Here is a 16,131-nt window from a genome sequence, read left to right as displayed (position 1 = left end):
GCATTTGGTTTGTTTTAGAAGGCGTTCTTGCCCGGTATCCAGTTGGTGCCGGCCAGCGGCACGCCAGCCATGGCTGCGGCTTCGATCGTCAAGGCCACAAGATCCTCGGGCTCGAGATTGTGCAGGCTATTCTTGCCGCAGGCGCGGGCGATTGTCTGAGCCTCAAGTGTCATCACCTTAAGATAATTCGCCAGCCGTCGTCCGGCCGCAATCGGATCGACCCGTTTCATTAGCTCGGGATCCTGCGTGGTGATGCCGGCCGGGTCGCGTCCCTCATGCCAGTCGTCATAGGCGCCGGCGGTGGTGCCGATCTCGCTGTATTCCGCCTCCCAGCGCGGATCATTGTCACCGAGCGCGACAAGCGCTGCCGTGCCGATCGACACCGCATCGACGCCAAGCGCCAGCGCCTTGGCGACGTCGGCGCCGTTGCGTATGCCGCCCGAGACGATCAGCTGCACCTTGCGGTGCATGCCGAGATCCTGCAGCGCCTGCACCGCCGGCCTGATGCAGGCAAGCGTCGGCTGGCCGACGTTCTCGATGAACACTTCCTGGGTTGCCGCGGTGCCGCCCTGCATGCCGTCGACGACGACGACGTCGGCGCCTGCCTTCACCGCAAGCGCGGTGTCGTAATAGGGCCGGGCGCCGCCGACCTTGACGTAGATCGGCTTTTCCCAGTCGGTGATTTCGCGCAGTTCCAGGATCTTGATCTCGAGATCGTCCGGCCCTGTCCAGTCGGGGTGGCGCGAGGCCGAGCGCTGGTCGATGCCTTTCGGCAGCGTGCGCATTTCGGCGACGCGGTCGGAGATCTTCTGGCCGAGCAGCATGCCGCCCCCGCCTGGCTTGGCGCCCTGGCCGACGACAACCTCGATCGCGTCGGCACGGCGCAGATCGCGCGGGTTCATGCCGTAGCGCGACGGCAGATACTGGTAGACCAGTGTCTTCGAATGGCCGCGCTCTTCCTCGGTCATGCCGCCGTCGCCGGTCGTCGTCGAGGTGCCCGACAGCGTCGCGCCGCGGCCAAGCGCTTCCTTCGCCGGGCCGGACAGCGAGCCGAAGCTCATGCCGGCAATGGTGATCGGGATTTTCAATTCGATCGGTTTTTTCGCGTAGCGCGAGCCGAGCACGACGCTGGTGTCGCAGCGCTCGCGATAGCCTTCGAGCGGATAGCGCGAGATCGAAGCACCGAGGAACAGAAGGTCGTCGAAATGCGGCAGCTTGCGCTTGGCGCCGGCGCCGCGGATGTCATAGATGCCGGTCGCCGCGGCGCGGCGGATCTCGGAAAGCGTGTAGTCGTCGAAGGTCGCGGATTTGCGCGGCGTCGTCGGCGGGTTGCGATAGGTCATTGAGCCTCAATACGCGTCGGCGTTGTCGATATTGAAATTGTAGAGGGTACGAGCCGAGCCATAACGCTTGAACTCCGCCGCCTTGACGCCGGTCACGCCGGCGCGGTCGAGTAAGCCTTGCAGCAATTCGAGATGCTCAGGCCGCATCTCCTTGGCGATGCAGTCGGCGCCGAGGCTTTCGACCTTGCCGCGCACGAAAAGCCGCGCCTCGTAGATGGAATCGCCGAGCGCATCGCCGGCGTCGCCCAGCACCACGAGGTTGCCGGACTGCGCCATGAAGGCCGACATGTGGCCGATATTGCCATGGACGACGATGTCGATGCCTTTCATCGAAATGCCGCAACGCGACGATGCGTTGCCTTCGATGACCAGCAGCCCGCCGCGGCCGGTGGCGCCGGCATACTGGCTGGCATCGCCTTTGACGACGATCTGGCCGGACATCATGTTTTCGCCGACGCCGGGCCCGGCCGAGCCATGCACGGTGATGGTGCCGCCGTCGTTCATGCCGCCGCAATAATAGCCGACGCTGCCGCGCACATCGATGGCGACCGGCTGGTCGACGCCGACGGCGACCGAATGGCTGCCTCGCGGGTGGAGCACCTCCCAGGCGGTCTCGTTCGAACCGGGCGCCAGATCGTGCAGCGCCTGGTTGAGCTCGCGCAGCGACATTTCGGCCAGGTCGAAGACCCGCGATGCCTGGCCCGGCTCACGCGCCGCCTTGGAGAGGTTGATTGCCGGCATCAGCTCAATGCTCCCAGAAATAGACAGTTGCGGGCTCGGGTTCCCAGACTTTCGCATTGTCTATGCCGGGCAGTTTGGTGAGCGCACGATATTCCGAGCCGAAGGCGACATACTGGTCGGTTTCGGCCATCACGGCGGGTTTGCAGGCGATGGGGTCGCGCACCACGCCGAAGCCGTTCTTGGTGCCGACGACGAAGGTGAAAAAGCCGTCGAGATCGCTCAGCGTGCCTTCCAGCGCCTCGCCGAGGTTCTTGCCATGCGCCATCTGCGAGGAGAGATAGGCGGCAGCGACCTCGGTGTCGTTCTCGGTCTCGAACGTCATGCCTTCACGGATCAGTTCGCGGCGGACATTGTTGTGGTTGGACAGCGAGCCATTATGCACCAGGCACTGGTCGGCGCCGGTCGAGAACGGATGCGCGCCCATCGTCGTCACCGCCGATTCGGTCGCCATGCGGGTATGGCCGATGCCGTGCGTGCCGGTCATCTCGCGGACGCCGAAACGGCCGACGACTGCTTCCGGCAAGCCGACTTCCTTGTAGATCTCGACGACGTCGCCGGCGCCCATGATGCGGATGTCGGGGCGCAGCGTCTGGATCGCCTCGCGCGCTTCGTCGATCTTGGCAGGCATCGTCCGGACCACGGCATGCGTCGACTTCGCAGCAATGCTCACCGGCGCGCCGATTGCCTTGGCGATTTCGGCGTCGAGGCCGCCGAAATCGCGCTCCGGCTTGGCCGACTGGATGGTGATCTTGGCTTCACTGGAGGGCGCGCCATAGATGGCGATGCCGGCGCTGTCGGGACCGCGATCGCTGAGCGAGATCAGCATCTCCGACAGCATCGCGCCAAGCTGGGGCTCGAGCGACTTGTCCTTCAAAAACAGTCCGACGATTCCGCACATGTCAGGCTCCGCGAGTTTGTTCCTCCGAGATGTATCGAATGAGTCCCGGGAATTCAATTGGTATGAAAAAAATTTTCCTGTCGTTATATATCGGTTGAGGCGCCGTCGGCCGCACTATCGCTGCGCTGGCCGCCATTGTGAACCCATTTGGCATAGCGGATGCGGGCGATCTTGTAGGCATCCAGGATCGACAGGGCATAAATCAGGACGCCGCCGGCATGGCGGCCGATGAAGCTGGCATCGGGCGGCGCGATCTTGGCGGTGACCCAGGCCAGGACCACAATGAAGAACAGGAATTGCAGGCCGCGCACCGGCACGCCGAGCACGACATGCCCGCTCGCCGGCAAGACGATCGCAGCGCCCAGAACCAGATAGGGGCTCGGTGGTGCGGGGGAGGTGGTGATCTGGCTGGTCATGCCGCCTGCCGTTCGCTTTGATTGATGGCATCGCGCAGCGCCGAAGCCGACGACAGCAGCCTCTCGATCAGCCCCGGATCGAGCCTGACCGTGCCGAATTCGGCTTGCCGGAATACGCCGTAGCGCGCCCGCTCGGCCTCGGCCAGCAGCCAGACGATGCGCACGCCGTTCGGTGTGATCAGCAGTTCCTTGGCGCGCTCCTCGACAAAGATATCGAGGTGATCGGCTATGACGGCTTCGGGGAAGCGCACGCCCTTGCGGTCGCTCCGCAGCACCGCCTCGGCTGGAAATCCGGCGGCCTTCGGCAGTGTATGGACGAGATGATCGAAATTGGAAAAAGTCGTCGGCGATCCCGGCCGCATCATCATGTCGAAAGTGCCTGGTATCACGACCTTTTCGGTGATCGAAACGCTCAGCCAGCGCGCCGGCAGCTTCCTTATCGCCAGCGTGTCGACGATGGTCCGCACCTGCACCCGCCGGCCGTTCCACGAGCCGGCGAAGGTGACGACGCCGGTGGTGCCGTCCGAGACGTTGGCCGCGTCGGGGATGACGGCGCGGACGTCGGCTTCGTCGGCGGCAAGCCCGGTCGAAGCCTTGGCGCGGTTGGCGCGCGCAAGCCAGGCTATGTGGAGGACGAGAGCCAGGGCAACCGCCCCGGCGAGCAATGCTAAGATCACCTAACGCACCTCGTCACGCAAATGCCTGCCCAGACCGGGCGCGCCGTCAGTACCCCTGTGGTTTCGGCCACGGCATGGTGAACTGGGCACCGCGGCGCACGAATTTGTAGCGGTAGAAGTGGAACCACAGCGAAATCAGGAAGTAGAAGGCGACCATGGCGATCAGCTGCGAGCCGAAGCCGAGGAAGATCGCAAAGAAGGTGACCACGCAAAGGCAGAACAAGACGATCGCCGGCAGCGGATGGAAGGGATGGGTGTAGCCGCGGCGGATCGAGCCGAGCGGCCACTTTTTCCTGAACATGATGATGTTGATGCTCATGAAGGTGTACTGCAGCACGCCCGACAGGATCGAGAAGGTGATCGCCTGGTTGAGGTCGGCGATGAAGGCGAAGGCGAGCGCGATCGGCAGCAGGAACAGGATCGAGCGGTAGGGTGTGCGGTATTTCGGATGCACCGCCGAGAACCAGGTCGGCAGATAGCGGTCGCGGCCGAGCGAAAACCAGGCGCGCGCGGCGTCGTTGATGCAGCCATTGGCGGAAGCAAGTGCAGCAAGCAGCGTCGCGATGAACAACAGGTTCTCCAGCAGCGCACTGCCGGTCAGTTTGCCTGCGTCCCACAGCGGATAATAGGTGATGCCGAGATATTCCCAGGGCATCAGCGAGGCGCAGACATACCAGGTCATGGCGGCCGCGATCAGAAGCGTGATCATGCCGGCCATCGTGCCGTAAGGCAGCGAGCGCGCCGGCGAGCGTACTTCCTCGGCCGCCTGCGTGGTGCCCTCGATGCCGAGATAGTACCAGATGCCGAACTGGAAGGCGGCGATGACGCCGATCCAGCCATAGGGCAGGGCGTTGCCGGGGGTGACCAACTCGTTCAGCTTCAGCACGGCGCCTTGCGTCCACGGGCTGACCGAGAAGAACAGGATGACGATCGAGACATAGGCGATGGCGGTGATGACGAAGTTTACGTTGAGCGTCATCAGCACGCCGCGATAGTTCAGCCATGCCAGCACGACGATGGTCGCGGCGATGAAGGAATTGTGGTTGAGGCCCTCGACGCCGGCCTTGGCGACAATGGTGTCGCCGAGCAGGATCGCGTCCGACACTTCGAGCATGGTATAGGCAAAGACCAGGAAAAGCGCGACGTTGAAGGCCATCAGCGGCCCGACAATGTGCTTGGCCTGGGCATATTGGCCGCCGGCGGCGGCAACCGTCGAGGTGACTTCGGAATCGATCATCGCGACCGAGGTGTAGAGCAGTCCGACGATCCAGCAGACGATCAGCGCCGCCAGCGCGCCGCCCTTGTCCGCCGCGAAATTCCAGCCGGTGAATTCGCCGACCAGAACGATGCCGACACCGAGCGCCCAGACATGGGCGGGGCCGAGCACTCTGAGCAGTGAAACCCTGTCGCCTTGCACTTGCACCGCTGGTTCAGCCGTGATCGTCATCGTTCAATCCCCCACTCAGATCCGGTGTTTTTCGGACACGGCTTCAAGTTCGCCTTCCCTGGACGAGGTCAGCATCTCTTCGGAATAGGTCGTATCGATCTTGAACCAGTCGTAGAGCATCCACAGCGCGAGCACGATCGAGATGCCCCAGCATGCGTAAGAGAGTGCCACCCACATGACGATGCTTCCCTATCTATTTGTCGCCGAACTTTTCGTCGATGACGTCGCGGTATTCGCGGTCCGATGCGCGGAACAGAAAGATGAAATAGCCAATCAGCACCGCGGCCATGATGATCAGCGTCGGCCAGTCGATGATGTAGTGGAACCGGTTCTGGATGATGTCGTGCGCGGTTTCCGGCGTGTAGCCGAGCTTTTCCCAGATCGAGGCCATGGTCGGGTTCTGGCCGAGCGCTTCCCACGTCTTGGCGTCGAGCGCGTCGATGGATTTTGCCGCCCCTGCCAGGCCTAGTTTCAGCGGCAGCCACAGCGCGACGAAAATCGCGACCACGACGACGGCGATATCGAAAACCTGTCCGGCCTTGCTCTGTTCGGGCGGTGTATAGCGGGCCATGCGTCTCCCCCTCAGGACTTGCGGTTGCGGTAGGCGTCGGCATTCTTGATGTCGAGGCCGTAGATGAAGTCCTTGTCTTCCTTGTAGTGATTGACCATCGCCAGGATGGCGGCCGTGTTGAAGATCAGCACGGCGGCCGCGGCGACCGCGACGACGAGCTTGATGCCGGCATCGGGGATGTATGGCCATGTCATGAACAGGACGAAAAGGATCGTCGCCCATAGGCAGACGATCAGGAGCACCGATCCACGAAGGTCGGAACGGTACAGGGCTTCAATGCGCTGCTGCATGTCGGACATCGGTTCCCCTCCATCGCTCTCTTTCAAGAGAGTGAAATTTTTTTCATAAATTCAAGCCGAATTCCGCAATTGTCAAGACGATTTTACGCAACGTTAACCGTTTGTTTGATCCGCCGAATTTTGCCTGACAATGAAATTATTTGCTTGCGGGTATTGCAGGCTCCCGGCGTTTGCGATCAATATTCGGGCAACGCTCCCGCCGCTGTGCAGGAGCAGGGGAAAGCAAACGTTTTTCGAAACGGAGGACAAGCGGATGACGGCATCCTGGAGATTTTCGGCGCTTGCGGACCGCCATCGCGCGCTCGGCTCGAAGCTCGAGGACTGGAGCGGCATGGGCACCGCCTGGACCTACGACAAGGACGCCGACGAAGAGTATATCGCCATCCGCACCAAGGCCGGCCTGATGGACGTGTCCGGCTTGAAGAAGATCCACATCACCGGGCCGCACGCCTCTCACCTGATCGACCTGGCGACGACGCGCGACGTCGAAAAGATCTATCCCGGCAAGTCGGCCTATGCCTGCATGCTCAACGAGGCCGGCAAGTTCACCGACGACTGCATCCTCTACCGCACCGGCCCGAATTCCTGGATGGTCGTGCATGGCTCGGGCACCGGCCATGAAGAGCTGCAGCGCGCTTCCGTCGGTCGCGACGTGTCGCTGCGCTTCGACGACAATCTGCACGACCTTTCGCTGCAGGGGCCGCTAGCCGTGGATTATCTGGCAAAGCATGTGCCCGGCATTCGCGACCTCAACTATTTCCACCACGTGCAGACGCAGTTGTTCGGCTTTCCGGTGATGATCTCGCGCACCGGCTACACCGGCGAGCGCGGCTACGAGATCTTCTGCCGTGGCCAGGACGCCGGCACGATCTGGGACAGGATTCTCGATGAGGGCAAGAGCGCCGGCATCATCCCGTGCCGCTTCACCACGCTCGACATGCTGCGCGTCGAGAGCTACCTGTTGTTTTACCCCTACGATAATTCGCAGAAATATCCGTTCGAGAATGAGGGGCCCGGCGACACGCTGTGGGAGCTTGGTCTCGACTTCACCGTCAGCCCCGGCAAGACGGGCTTTCGCGGTGCCGAGGAGCACTACCGCCTGAAGGGCAAGGAGCGCTTCAAGATATTCGGCGTGCTGCTCGAAGGCAGGGAGCCGGCCGACGAGGGCGCACCGGTCTATCGCGACGGCAAGAAGGTCGGCGTGGTGACCTGCGCCATGTATTCGCCGCTGGCCAGGAAATCGATGGGCATCGCCCGGCTCGACGTCGACTGCGCGGTCCAGGGCACCAGGCTCGAGATCCGCAACAAGAGCGGCGCCATCAGCGCAACCGCCGAGCCGCTTCCGTTCGACGATCCGAAGAAGACCAAGCGCACGGCGAAAGGCTGAGGCATACTGCGGGTATGGCAGCGAAAAGCATCATCAGCCGCCCGGTCTATGGGATCCTGTCTCCGCAGCCCGGCAAGCACCATCTTTTCGTAGCGGACGCAGAGGGAGCGCTGGCGATTGCCGATCTGGCCGCCAAGGCACCGGCGGATTTCTTCGGCGGCGCCCACATCATCTTCATTCCCGGCCGCGACGGTAAATATGCCGAGGCGCTCGAAGCACTGAAGCCGGCGCAGCTCTACCTCGGCCATTCCTTCGCCAGTGCCCTGCCGCGGCTGAAGCAGACGCTGGCCAACGCCCATATGGGCCTCAGGCTCTACCTTGCCGGCACCGAAGGGCTGATCGGCCAGGCCATGCAGGCGGCGCTCGAAGCCGGCATCGACCACACCTCGATCCAGACCGAGCATCGCGGCTCGCTGGCGCGCCGCATGCAGTGCGTCCATTGCAAGGGCATCACCGAGAACGTCACGACGCAGCCGGCAACCTGTTCGCATTGCGGCCTGCTGCTTCTGGTGCGCGACCACTATTCGCGGCGCCTCGCCGCCTTCCAGGGCGTCTGCATCAACGCCGAGGACCGCAGCGAAATTCCTCCGATCGAGGAGGTCTTTCGATGAGCACCGGCACCACCAGACTCGATGTCGTCGTCAGCGATGTCGTCCCGATCAACGAGTTGGTGACGCGCTTTCATTTCCGCAGGCGCGACGGCCAGCTTTTGCCGACCTTTTCCGGCGGCGCCCATGTCGTCGTCGAGATGCGCGATGGCGAACGCACCAGGCTCAATCCCTATTCGCTGATGGGCTCGCCGCTCGACACCCGCGAATACACCATCTCGGTGCGCCGCGACGACGCCGGCCGCGGCGGCTCGCTGTTCATGCACAGGCAGGTCAGGCCGGGCAGGGAGATGGTGGTGAGCTACCCCGTCAATCTGTTCTCGCTCGATCTTCGGGCCAGGAAGCATCTGATGCTGGCCGGTGGCATCGGCATCACCCCGTTTATGGCGCAGACCGCGCAGCTGGCGGCGCAAGGCGGCAATTTCGAATTGCATTACACCTGCCGCACCGCCTCGCTCGGCACCTATGCGGACCTGCTGAGAGAGCGCTACGATCGCCGGGTCAGGCTCTATCACGACGACCGCGACGAGCGCGTCGATCTCGACCGGCTGTTGTCGTCGCAGCCGCTCGGCACGCATCTCTATGTCTGCGGGCCGTCCGGCATGATCGGCTGGGTGCGCGAACGCGCCGCTGCCCTCGGCTGGCCGCCAGAGACCGTGCATTTCGAGCATTTCGCCGCACCGCAGCCCGGCGCGCCGTTCGACGTGACACTGGCGCTCAGCGGCAAGACGATCCGCGTCGACGAGCAGCAGAGCCTGCTCGAGGCGATCGAGGCGGCCGGCGTCGATCCGCCCTATCTGTGCCGCGGCGGCGTCTGCGGCCAATGCGAGACCAACGTGATTTCGCATGACGGCAAATTCATCCACAACGACCACTGGCTGAGCGAGGAAGACCACCGTTCGGGTTGCAAGATCATGCCTTGCGTCTCGCGCTTCGAGGGCAGGTCGCTGGTGCTGGAAAGATAGGAGGCGAGCTTGGGCATCACCTTTCGCAAGGAAACGTTCCGCGACGACTTCACCTTCAGGAACAGCCCCGAGCACATCAGGCGGTTCCCGTTCCCGTTCCATGAAGACAGCTACATGTATGCGGTCAACATCGAGCCGCATGTCGTCGGGCCGAGGGGCAGCGTGCTGGAGAATTTGATCGACGTCGACGAGCACTATGTCGCCGAGATGCAGGACCGCGCTTTGGTGCTGGCCGAGGATCCGCTGCGCTGCCAGTCGCTGCCGCACATGACGCTGGCCGGCTGGGATCTGCTCGAACTCCTGATGGAGCAGCAGGCGCTGGGCTATCCCGAGCATTTCACGCTGATCCGCGACGGCGATCGCTGGCGCTGGATCAACCGGCCGCTCGGCATCGACGACAGCTTCACCTTCGGCGACGTCTCGACGCTGCCCTATGGACCGATGGAATATATCACCCGCCAGAGCCAGGGCGATTTCTGCATTCTCGACCAGCGCGACGGCAATCTGTGGATGGATGCCGGCATGGTCACCACCCAGGCCGACTGGTCGCTCGATTTCGACATCGGCATGAACTTCTTCGAATGGCACGCGCCGGTGCCGCTGGCGCATGAGAAGGGGATCTTCGTCCGGGCGCTGAAATTCCTCACCAACATACAGCAGGGTAAGCCGGCGCGCCGGCTGAACTGGACGATGACCATCAATCCGCGCCTCGACACCAGCCCGGAAAATTACCACAAATGGGGTCCGGACCGCGCCACGGTGACGCCGGAAAACGTTGGCGAAAAAGTGCATCTGCGCGTCGAACTGCAGAGTTTCTGGCGGCTGCCGCGCTCGAATGCGATCGTCTTCCCGATCCGCTGTTACCTCATCAAGATGGACGAACTGGTGACGCAGCCGAAATGGGCACGCCGCCTGCACCGCGTCATCCGCGACCTGCCAGACGAACTCGCCAATTACAAGGGCCTGACGCGCTATCGGCCGACGCTGGTCGAATGGCTGTCGAAATTGGATGATGGCAGCTCGACAAGCCCAGGCTTTGGGCCGGATTAAAGCTGCCCGCGAAGCTGCTAATCTCCCCCACGAGGGGGGAGATTGGCCAACTCACCCCGCGCTCTGCGGGTAGCAGATGATCGACAGATAGCGCATCGGCAGAACGCTCAGCACTTCCGGTCCGTGCGGCGCATCGGCGTCGAAGAACAGGCTGTCGCCGGGCTTCATCGGGTAGAGATTGCTGCCGTGCCGGTAAACCACTTCGCCTTCGAGCATATAGAGGAATTCCATGCCTTCATGCTGGAAGGTCGGGAACACGTCGGAATCCTCGGTCAGCGTGATCAGATAGGGTTCGACGACGACGCCGCTGGTGTTGGAGCCGATATGGCCGAGCAAATTGTACTGGTGGCCGGCGCGCGTGCCGCGGCGTTCGACGTCGAGGCCTTCGCCGGCCTTGACGAAGACGGCGCTGCGCTCCTCCTCGAAACGGCGGAAGAAGGCGGTGACCGGAACGCCGAGCGCCCGCGACAGCGCCTGCAACGTGGTCAGCGATGGCGAGGTAATGCCGTTCTCGATCTTCGACAGCATGCCGAGCGAAATGTCGGTGGCGGCAGCCAGATCGGCGACTGTGATGCCGAGCTTTTTGCGGAATGCTCGCACCTCGCGGCCGATCGCGACCTCAAGCACTTTTTCGCGGGTGTCGCGAATGGCGTGCGGGTTCTGGGTGAGCGGCACGCGTATCTTGCGCGGCTCGATCGCGGCGGGTTTGGCTTTGCCCGCCGCGGCGCCGGCATCTTGCTTCAGATTGGACGCTCTTTTCGCCATTTCGCCACCCCGGACCTTGCCGATTCATTTCACTCACGGTGAACATATTCGGTGCCGATACAGAAGCGCAACTCTCACGGCAAGCCGAATTGCGCAATGACCGGATTTCGCCCGAGCTTCCACGTCGTTTAGAAATCCAGCTCGGCGAAGCGCGGTTTCGCGACAAGCCCTGTTGACAGCATCGAAGGGGCAATTACTGTCCTGTCAGTGAAATTTGTTTCGTTAGAGAAATGAGATCGGGAGGCCCGCATGAAACATCGTGTTGCAGTCATCGGAGCCGGGCCGTCCGGCCTGGCCCAGCTCCGGGCCTTCAAGTCGGCCGCCGACAAGGGCGCCGATATTCCCGAGATCGTCTGCTTCGAAAAGCAGTCCGACTGGGGCGGCCTGTGGAATTACACCTGGCGCACCGGCCTCGACGAGCACGGCGACCCGGTGCATGGCTCGATGTACCGTTACCTCTGGTCGAACGGCCCGAAGGAATGCCTCGAATTCGCCGACTACACGTTCGAGCAGCATTTCGGCCGGCCGATCGGCTCCTACCCGCCGCGTGCCGTGCTGTGGGACTACATCAAGGGCCGCGTCGAAAAATCCGGCGTGCGCCAATGGGTGCGCTTCAACAGCCCGGTGCGCATGGTCACCTTCTCCGACACGACGAAAAAATTCACCGTCACCGCGCATGACCGCACCAACGACGTCACCTATTCGGAAGAGTTCGACAATGTCGTCGTCGCCTCGGGGCATTTTTCCGTGCCCAATGTGCCCTATTTCGAGGGCTTCTCGACCTTCAATGGTCGCATCCTGCACAGCCACGATTTCCGCGACGCGATGGAATTCAAGGGCAAGGATATCTTGATCATCGGCCGCTCCTATTCGGCCGAGGACATCGGCTCGCAATGCTACAAATACGGCGCCAAATCGATAACCTCGAGCTACCGCTCGAAGCCGATGGGCTTCAAATGGCCGGAGAACTGGAAGGAAGTGCCGCTGCTGCAGAAGGTCGTCGGCAAGACCGCGCATTTCAAGGATGGCAGCACCAAAGACGTCGACGCCATCATCCTGTGCACCGGCTATCTCCATTCCTTCCCGTTCCTCACCGAGGATTTGAAGCTGAAGACCGCCAACCGCATGTGGCCGGACGGGCTCTACGAGGGCGTCGTCTGGGAGAAGAACCCGAAGCTTTTCTATATCGGCATGCAGGACCAGTTCTACACCTTCAACATGTTCGACGCGCAGGCCTGGTTCGCCCGCGACGTTATCATGGGTCGCATCAAGCTGCCGTCGGCCGAAGCAATGGCTGAGCACGGCAAAAAGTGGCGGGCACGTGAAGAAACACTTGAAGACGCCGAGCAGATGATCTGGTTCCAGGGCGACTACACCAAGGAGTTGATGGAGCAGACCGACTATCCGGGCTTCGACGTCGAGGCCGTCAATCGGACCTTCATGGAGTGGGAGCACCACAAGGCGGAAGACATTATGGGCTTCCGCGACCATGCCTACCGCTCGCTGATGACCGGCACGATGGCGCCGCTGCACCATACGCCGTGGCTGCAGGCGATGGACGATTCGATGGAGAGCTATCTCGAGGTGAAGGGCGTGGCGGCGGAGTAGGCAGTCCGAACGACGATTGCCTTGCCTCAGACAACTTCCCGCGCCGGGTCGGCTGCAAGGGCCAGGGAATCTGCGACGTGCTCGAGGTGCTCCTCGTCCAGAATGCTGGTCGCGACGCGGACGGCGTTCGTTTTTCCGGTCGAAAACTTCGCCCCGGCATGGACCGCGATGCCGTGGGCGGCCAGCGTGACCATCGCGTAAGGTTCCGAAGCAACCGGAATGAGGACGCTGAGACCGTGCCCGGCGTCGATATCGACATTGCGTTTGGCCAGTTCGCAGGCGAGCCGTTCGCGGCGACGGCGGTAGACCTGCTTCGCCCGCTCCACCAGGGCGGCCGTGGCCGGGTCTTGCAGCAGCCAGGCGGTGGCCGCCTGCAGGATGCGGCTGGTCCATCCCGAGCTGAAGCTGCGGTAGGATTGGATCTGCTCGACGATCGTCGCCGATCCGGACAGGACGGCGAGCCGCAGGTCCGGACCGTGGGTCTTGGAGTAGGACAGGATATGGACGACGCGATCGGGAAAACGCCGGCCAAGCGAGATGCGCGGCGCCGAGGCAATATCGCCGACGCCGTCGTCTTCGACAATCAGCACGTCGGTACCGGCGAGCAGGTCGCCGATGACTTCCAGCCGCGCCGGCGACATGCAGGCGCCGGTCACCGAATGGACGCGCGGCTGGAACAGGAACGCGACCGGCCGCTGCCGCAGTGCGCTGGCGAGCGCGTCCGGCAAGGGGCCCTCACCGTCGCAATCCACCGGAATGATCGGTACGTCGAGATCTTCGAGGATGTCGAGCAGGCGAAGCGCCGTCGGGTTCTCGATGGCCACCGGCCCTCCCGGCGGGACCAGCGCATGCAGCAAGGTGTAGATCGCGTTGTAACCGCCATTGGTGGCCAGGAACGCGCCGGGATCGTACGGCCATGACGGGCGCACTGCGGCCTCCAGCTCGGGCAGGATGCGCACCCGCTCGTAGCTGTTGAGCTTTTCGGCGCGCGCACCATGCGCCAGCGCGATGTCGAGCGGCGGCAAGAGCCTCACATCGGGCTCCGCGATCGCCAGGTTCAGAACATCCTGTCCGTAATTGCCGCCGCTCATGTGGCGCTCGGGCCGGGCGGCAAAGCGGTTGCCCATGATCCAGGTGCCGTTGCGTCCGCGGCCGCCGATGATCTTGTAGCGCCGCAACTCGCTCCACGCCTGCGAAACCGTCGCCGGGCTGACGCCAAGCACATAGGCCAGATCGCGCACTGGCGGAAGTTTTGCGCCGACGGGCAGCGCGCCGCTTCTGATCAGCGCACTGGTCTCGCGCGCGATGCCGCGCATCGTGCGGTCGCCGAGGCGTTCAGCGAACCATCCTGCATCGAAATCCATCGGCATCGGCGACCGTTTAAAGCTAATGTTCAATAACATAATAACATTTGATCGGCAGAAAATAAACATTTACCAATCGCCGGTCAAACATAGCTTTGAAGTTCATGCCGATGGCCGTTTCCATCACTATAGCTACCCGCGATTGGGACTATCTCACCCCCTTGGTCCTGGGTGACGTCGCCTCCAGCCGCCTGTCGGTGAAGGTTGACCGCGTCGCCACGCTGATCGCGGATCTCGGCACCGATCCGAACTACGATGCGGCGGAGGTCTCGTTCAGCCGTTATGTGTCGGCCATGGCGTCGGGCGTCGATACGGTGGTTGGACTACCGTGTTTCATTATGCGCGGCTTTCGCCATCGCTGTATCATCACGGTCGAGGACAGTCCGCTGGAGCAGCTTTCCGACCTTGCCGGCAAACGTATCGGCGTCACCGGCTGGCGCGATTCCGGCAACACGTGGACGCGCGGGGCGCTTCGCCGGGAGGGCGTCGGCATCGAGGATGCGTATTGGTTTGCCGGCCGGTTGACATCCGAGCACCCGATCGCCGACCGCCTCGACGGATTCGGCAGGCCGGGGCGCATCGAAGCAGCACCGGGCGAACGCCCGATGATGGAGCTGCTGGCGCAAGGCGAGCTCGACGCCGTTTTCACGCCCTTCATGCCGGACGGCTTTTTCGGCCGGGCTTCCGGCTTCCGGCAAGTGCTGCGCGATTTTCGCGCGGCCGAACGCGCCTATTTCGCCGACGTCGGTTATGTGCCGGGCATGCATCTGGTCGCCGTCAAGGCTGCAATGGCCAGGGAACATCCCTGGCTGCCGCAGGAACTCGCCAGGCTGATCGACGAAAGCCAGCGCGTCTGGACGGCAAAGCGCCGAAAATATGCCGACACCTCGCCCTGGATCCTCGAGGAGCTGCTTCATGCGGGGCGCGACCTGCCTGCCTCCTGGAACGCCAGCGGCCTGCCGGCCAACCGGCGCATGATCGAGGATTTCGTCACCGAGCTCCATGCCCAGGGCATTCTGGCGGAACCGATTTCCGCCGAAGCCTTGTTTCCTTTCGAGGCCAGGTCGCGGGCCACCGCAGCCTGACAACGCAACGAAGAACACGAAGGAGAATGCCATGAGGACAATCAGCTTCATATTCGCCTCGCTCGTCACCATGCTGGCGCAGGCCAGCTTTGCCCAGGACGTCCAAAAGCAATCGGTGAACGAAGACTTGCGCGCCCGGCTGCCGGAAGAGATCCGCACGGCGGGAAAGATCACGGCTGTCAACAACGGCTCGTTCCCGCCCTATGAGATCGTCACCGGCACGGAACTGTCCGGGGCGACCAAGGACATTTCGGACGCCATCGGCCAGTTGCTCGGCGTCGAGGTCGATCATGCCTCGGTCGCCGGCCTGCCGGCTTTGCTGAGCGGCATCAATGCCGGCCGTTATCAGTTCGCGATGGGGCCTGTCGGCGACTATCCCGACCGCCAGAAATCCAACGACTTCATCGATTGGGTGCGCGAATACGTCGTCTTCGCCGTCGAGAAGGGCAACCCGCAAGGCATCACCTCGCTCGACACCGCGTGCGGCAAGCGCATTGCCGTGATGTCGGGTGGCTCGGCCGAAAAGGTCATCAAGCAGCAGGCGCAGAAATGCACCGAGGGCGGCAAGCCGGCCGTCGAGGTGCAATCCTTCACCGACCAGCCAAGCTCGATACTGGCCGTCCGGTCAAAGCGCTCCGATGCATTCTTCTCCTCGCAGGCGCCGCTGACCTATTTCGTCGAGCAGGCGAAGGGCCAGCTGGAACTCGCCGGGGTCGGCCAGGCCAACGGCTTCAAGGACATCTACCAAGGCGCCGTCGTCAAGAAGGGTTCGCCGCTGGGCGGCGTGCTGCTCGATGCCTTCAAGATCCTGATGAAGAACGGCACCTACGCCGCGGTAATGAAGAAGTGGGGCCTCGAGAAGAACATGATCGACGCGCCCGGCATCAACCAGGGCCAGTAGAGGCTG

General features: G+C 62.9%; 18 protein-coding genes. 7 read left to right on the top strand and 11 right to left on the bottom strand.

The genetic code is table 11. From position 1 onward, the window contains the following. Positions 1-14 precede the first annotated feature (14 nt). From NKH50_RS19550 to NKH50_RS19510, 9 genes are all read right to left on the bottom strand, one after another. Positions 15-1,343, bottom strand: a complete 1,329-nt coding sequence (locus NKH50_RS19550) for an FMN-binding glutamate synthase family protein (RefSeq protein ID WP_352880512.1) — start codon at positions 1,341-1,343, stop codon at positions 15-17. 6 nt (positions 1,344-1,349) lie between these two features. Then, positions 1,350-2,084 carry a GltB/FmdC/FwdC-like GXGXG domain-containing protein gene (locus NKH50_RS19545; RefSeq protein ID WP_352751110.1) on the bottom strand — a complete coding sequence of 245 codons (735 nt, stop codon included), beginning with the start codon at positions 2,082-2,084 and terminating at the stop codon, positions 1,350-1,352. 4 nt (positions 2,085-2,088) lie between these two features. After that, positions 2,089-2,982 (bottom strand): class II glutamine amidotransferase, encoded by an 894-nt coding sequence (locus NKH50_RS19540; protein ID WP_352880510.1) that lies wholly within the window; start codon positions 2,980-2,982, stop codon positions 2,089-2,091. 83 nt (positions 2,983-3,065) lie between these two features. Further along, positions 3,066-3,398, bottom strand: coding sequence for a hypothetical protein (locus NKH50_RS19535; RefSeq protein WP_352880508.1), 333 nt, complete (start codon positions 3,396-3,398; stop codon positions 3,066-3,068). After that, positions 3,395-4,075 carry a hypothetical protein gene (locus NKH50_RS19530; RefSeq protein ID WP_352880506.1) on the bottom strand — a complete coding sequence of 227 codons (681 nt, stop codon included), beginning with the start codon at positions 4,073-4,075 and terminating at the stop codon, positions 3,395-3,397. The genes NKH50_RS19535 and NKH50_RS19530 overlap by 4 nt, the downstream gene beginning before the upstream one ends. 46 nt (positions 4,076-4,121) lie before the next feature. Then, a complete protein-coding gene (locus NKH50_RS19525; RefSeq protein ID WP_292653875.1) occupies positions 4,122-5,522 on the bottom strand; it encodes an APC family permease in 1,401 nt (466 codons plus the stop codon). 15 nt (positions 5,523-5,537) lie between these two features. Continuing rightward, positions 5,538-5,699 carry a hypothetical protein gene (locus NKH50_RS19520; RefSeq protein WP_023673991.1) on the bottom strand — a complete coding sequence of 54 codons (162 nt, stop codon included), beginning with the start codon at positions 5,697-5,699 and terminating at the stop codon, positions 5,538-5,540. A gap of 16 nt (positions 5,700-5,715) precedes the next feature. Continuing rightward, a complete protein-coding gene (locus NKH50_RS19515) occupies positions 5,716-6,093 on the bottom strand; it encodes a hypothetical protein (RefSeq protein ID WP_023673992.1) in 378 nt (125 codons plus the stop codon). An 11-nt stretch (positions 6,094-6,104) separates the two neighbouring features. Next, complete coding sequence (locus tag NKH50_RS19510; protein ID WP_023716771.1) at positions 6,105-6,392, bottom strand: hypothetical protein; 288 nt, start codon at positions 6,390-6,392, stop codon at positions 6,105-6,107. A gap of 253 nt (positions 6,393-6,645) precedes the next feature. Between NKH50_RS19510 and NKH50_RS19505 the strand changes: the two genes are divergently transcribed. Genes NKH50_RS19505 through NKH50_RS19490 form a run of 4 tightly spaced genes read left to right on the top strand, consistent with a single transcriptional unit; the run spans position 6,646 to position 10,402 of the window. Continuing rightward, positions 6,646-7,779, top strand: a complete 1,134-nt coding sequence (locus tag NKH50_RS19505; protein WP_352688724.1) for an aminomethyl transferase family protein — start codon at positions 6,646-6,648, stop codon at positions 7,777-7,779. Positions 7,780-7,793: 14 nt separating this feature from the next. Next, complete coding sequence (locus NKH50_RS19500; RefSeq protein WP_352701731.1) at positions 7,794-8,390, top strand: dimethylamine monooxygenase subunit DmmA family protein; 597 nt, start codon at positions 7,794-7,796, stop codon at positions 8,388-8,390. After that, positions 8,387-9,352 (top strand): PDR/VanB family oxidoreductase, encoded by a 966-nt coding sequence (locus tag NKH50_RS19495; protein ID WP_352880503.1) that lies wholly within the window; start codon positions 8,387-8,389, stop codon positions 9,350-9,352. The genes NKH50_RS19500 and NKH50_RS19495 overlap by 4 nt, the downstream gene beginning before the upstream one ends. A 9-nt stretch (positions 9,353-9,361) precedes the next feature. Next, positions 9,362-10,402 carry a heme-dependent oxidative N-demethylase family protein gene (locus tag NKH50_RS19490; RefSeq protein ID WP_352751099.1) on the top strand — a complete coding sequence of 347 codons (1,041 nt, stop codon included), beginning with the start codon at positions 9,362-9,364 and terminating at the stop codon, positions 10,400-10,402. 51 nt (positions 10,403-10,453) lie between these two features. Here NKH50_RS19490 and NKH50_RS19485 read toward each other — a convergent pair whose 3' ends face one another. Beyond that, the gene (locus NKH50_RS19485) at positions 10,454-11,167 is read right to left on the bottom strand and encodes a helix-turn-helix domain-containing protein (protein WP_352645392.1); all 714 of its coding nucleotides are present in this window, start codon (positions 11,165-11,167) and stop codon (positions 10,454-10,456) included. 249 nt (positions 11,168-11,416) lie between these two features. Between NKH50_RS19485 and NKH50_RS19480 the strand changes: the two genes are divergently transcribed. Beyond that, positions 11,417-12,775: a trimethylamine monooxygenase gene (locus tag NKH50_RS19480; protein ID WP_352880501.1), complete on the top strand. Its 1,359-nt coding sequence runs from the start codon at positions 11,417-11,419 to the stop codon at positions 12,773-12,775. Positions 12,776-12,801: 26 nt separating this feature from the next. Here the strand turns inward: NKH50_RS19480 and NKH50_RS19475 are convergent, their stop codons facing one another. After that, positions 12,802-14,091 carry an aminotransferase-like domain-containing protein gene (locus NKH50_RS19475; protein WP_502906882.1) on the bottom strand — a complete coding sequence of 430 codons (1,290 nt, stop codon included), beginning with the start codon at positions 14,089-14,091 and terminating at the stop codon, positions 12,802-12,804. Between the two features lie 158 nt (positions 14,092-14,249). Here NKH50_RS19475 and NKH50_RS19470 point away from each other — a divergent pair, with 158 nt between their 5' ends. After that, complete coding sequence (locus tag NKH50_RS19470; protein WP_352880497.1) at positions 14,250-15,224, top strand: substrate-binding domain-containing protein; 975 nt, start codon at positions 14,250-14,252, stop codon at positions 15,222-15,224. 70 nt (positions 15,225-15,294) lie between these two features. Next, positions 15,295-16,125, top strand: a complete 831-nt coding sequence (locus tag NKH50_RS19465; protein ID WP_502895567.1) for an ABC transporter substrate-binding protein — start codon at positions 15,295-15,297, stop codon at positions 16,123-16,125. Positions 16,126-16,131 lie beyond the last annotated feature (6 nt).

Origin of the sequence: Mesorhizobium sp. M1027, assembly GCF_040318745.1 — a bacterium.
Classification (GTDB): domain Bacteria; phylum Pseudomonadota; class Alphaproteobacteria; order Rhizobiales; family Rhizobiaceae; genus Mesorhizobium.
This window is presented reverse-complemented; position numbering and strand designations above follow the sequence as displayed.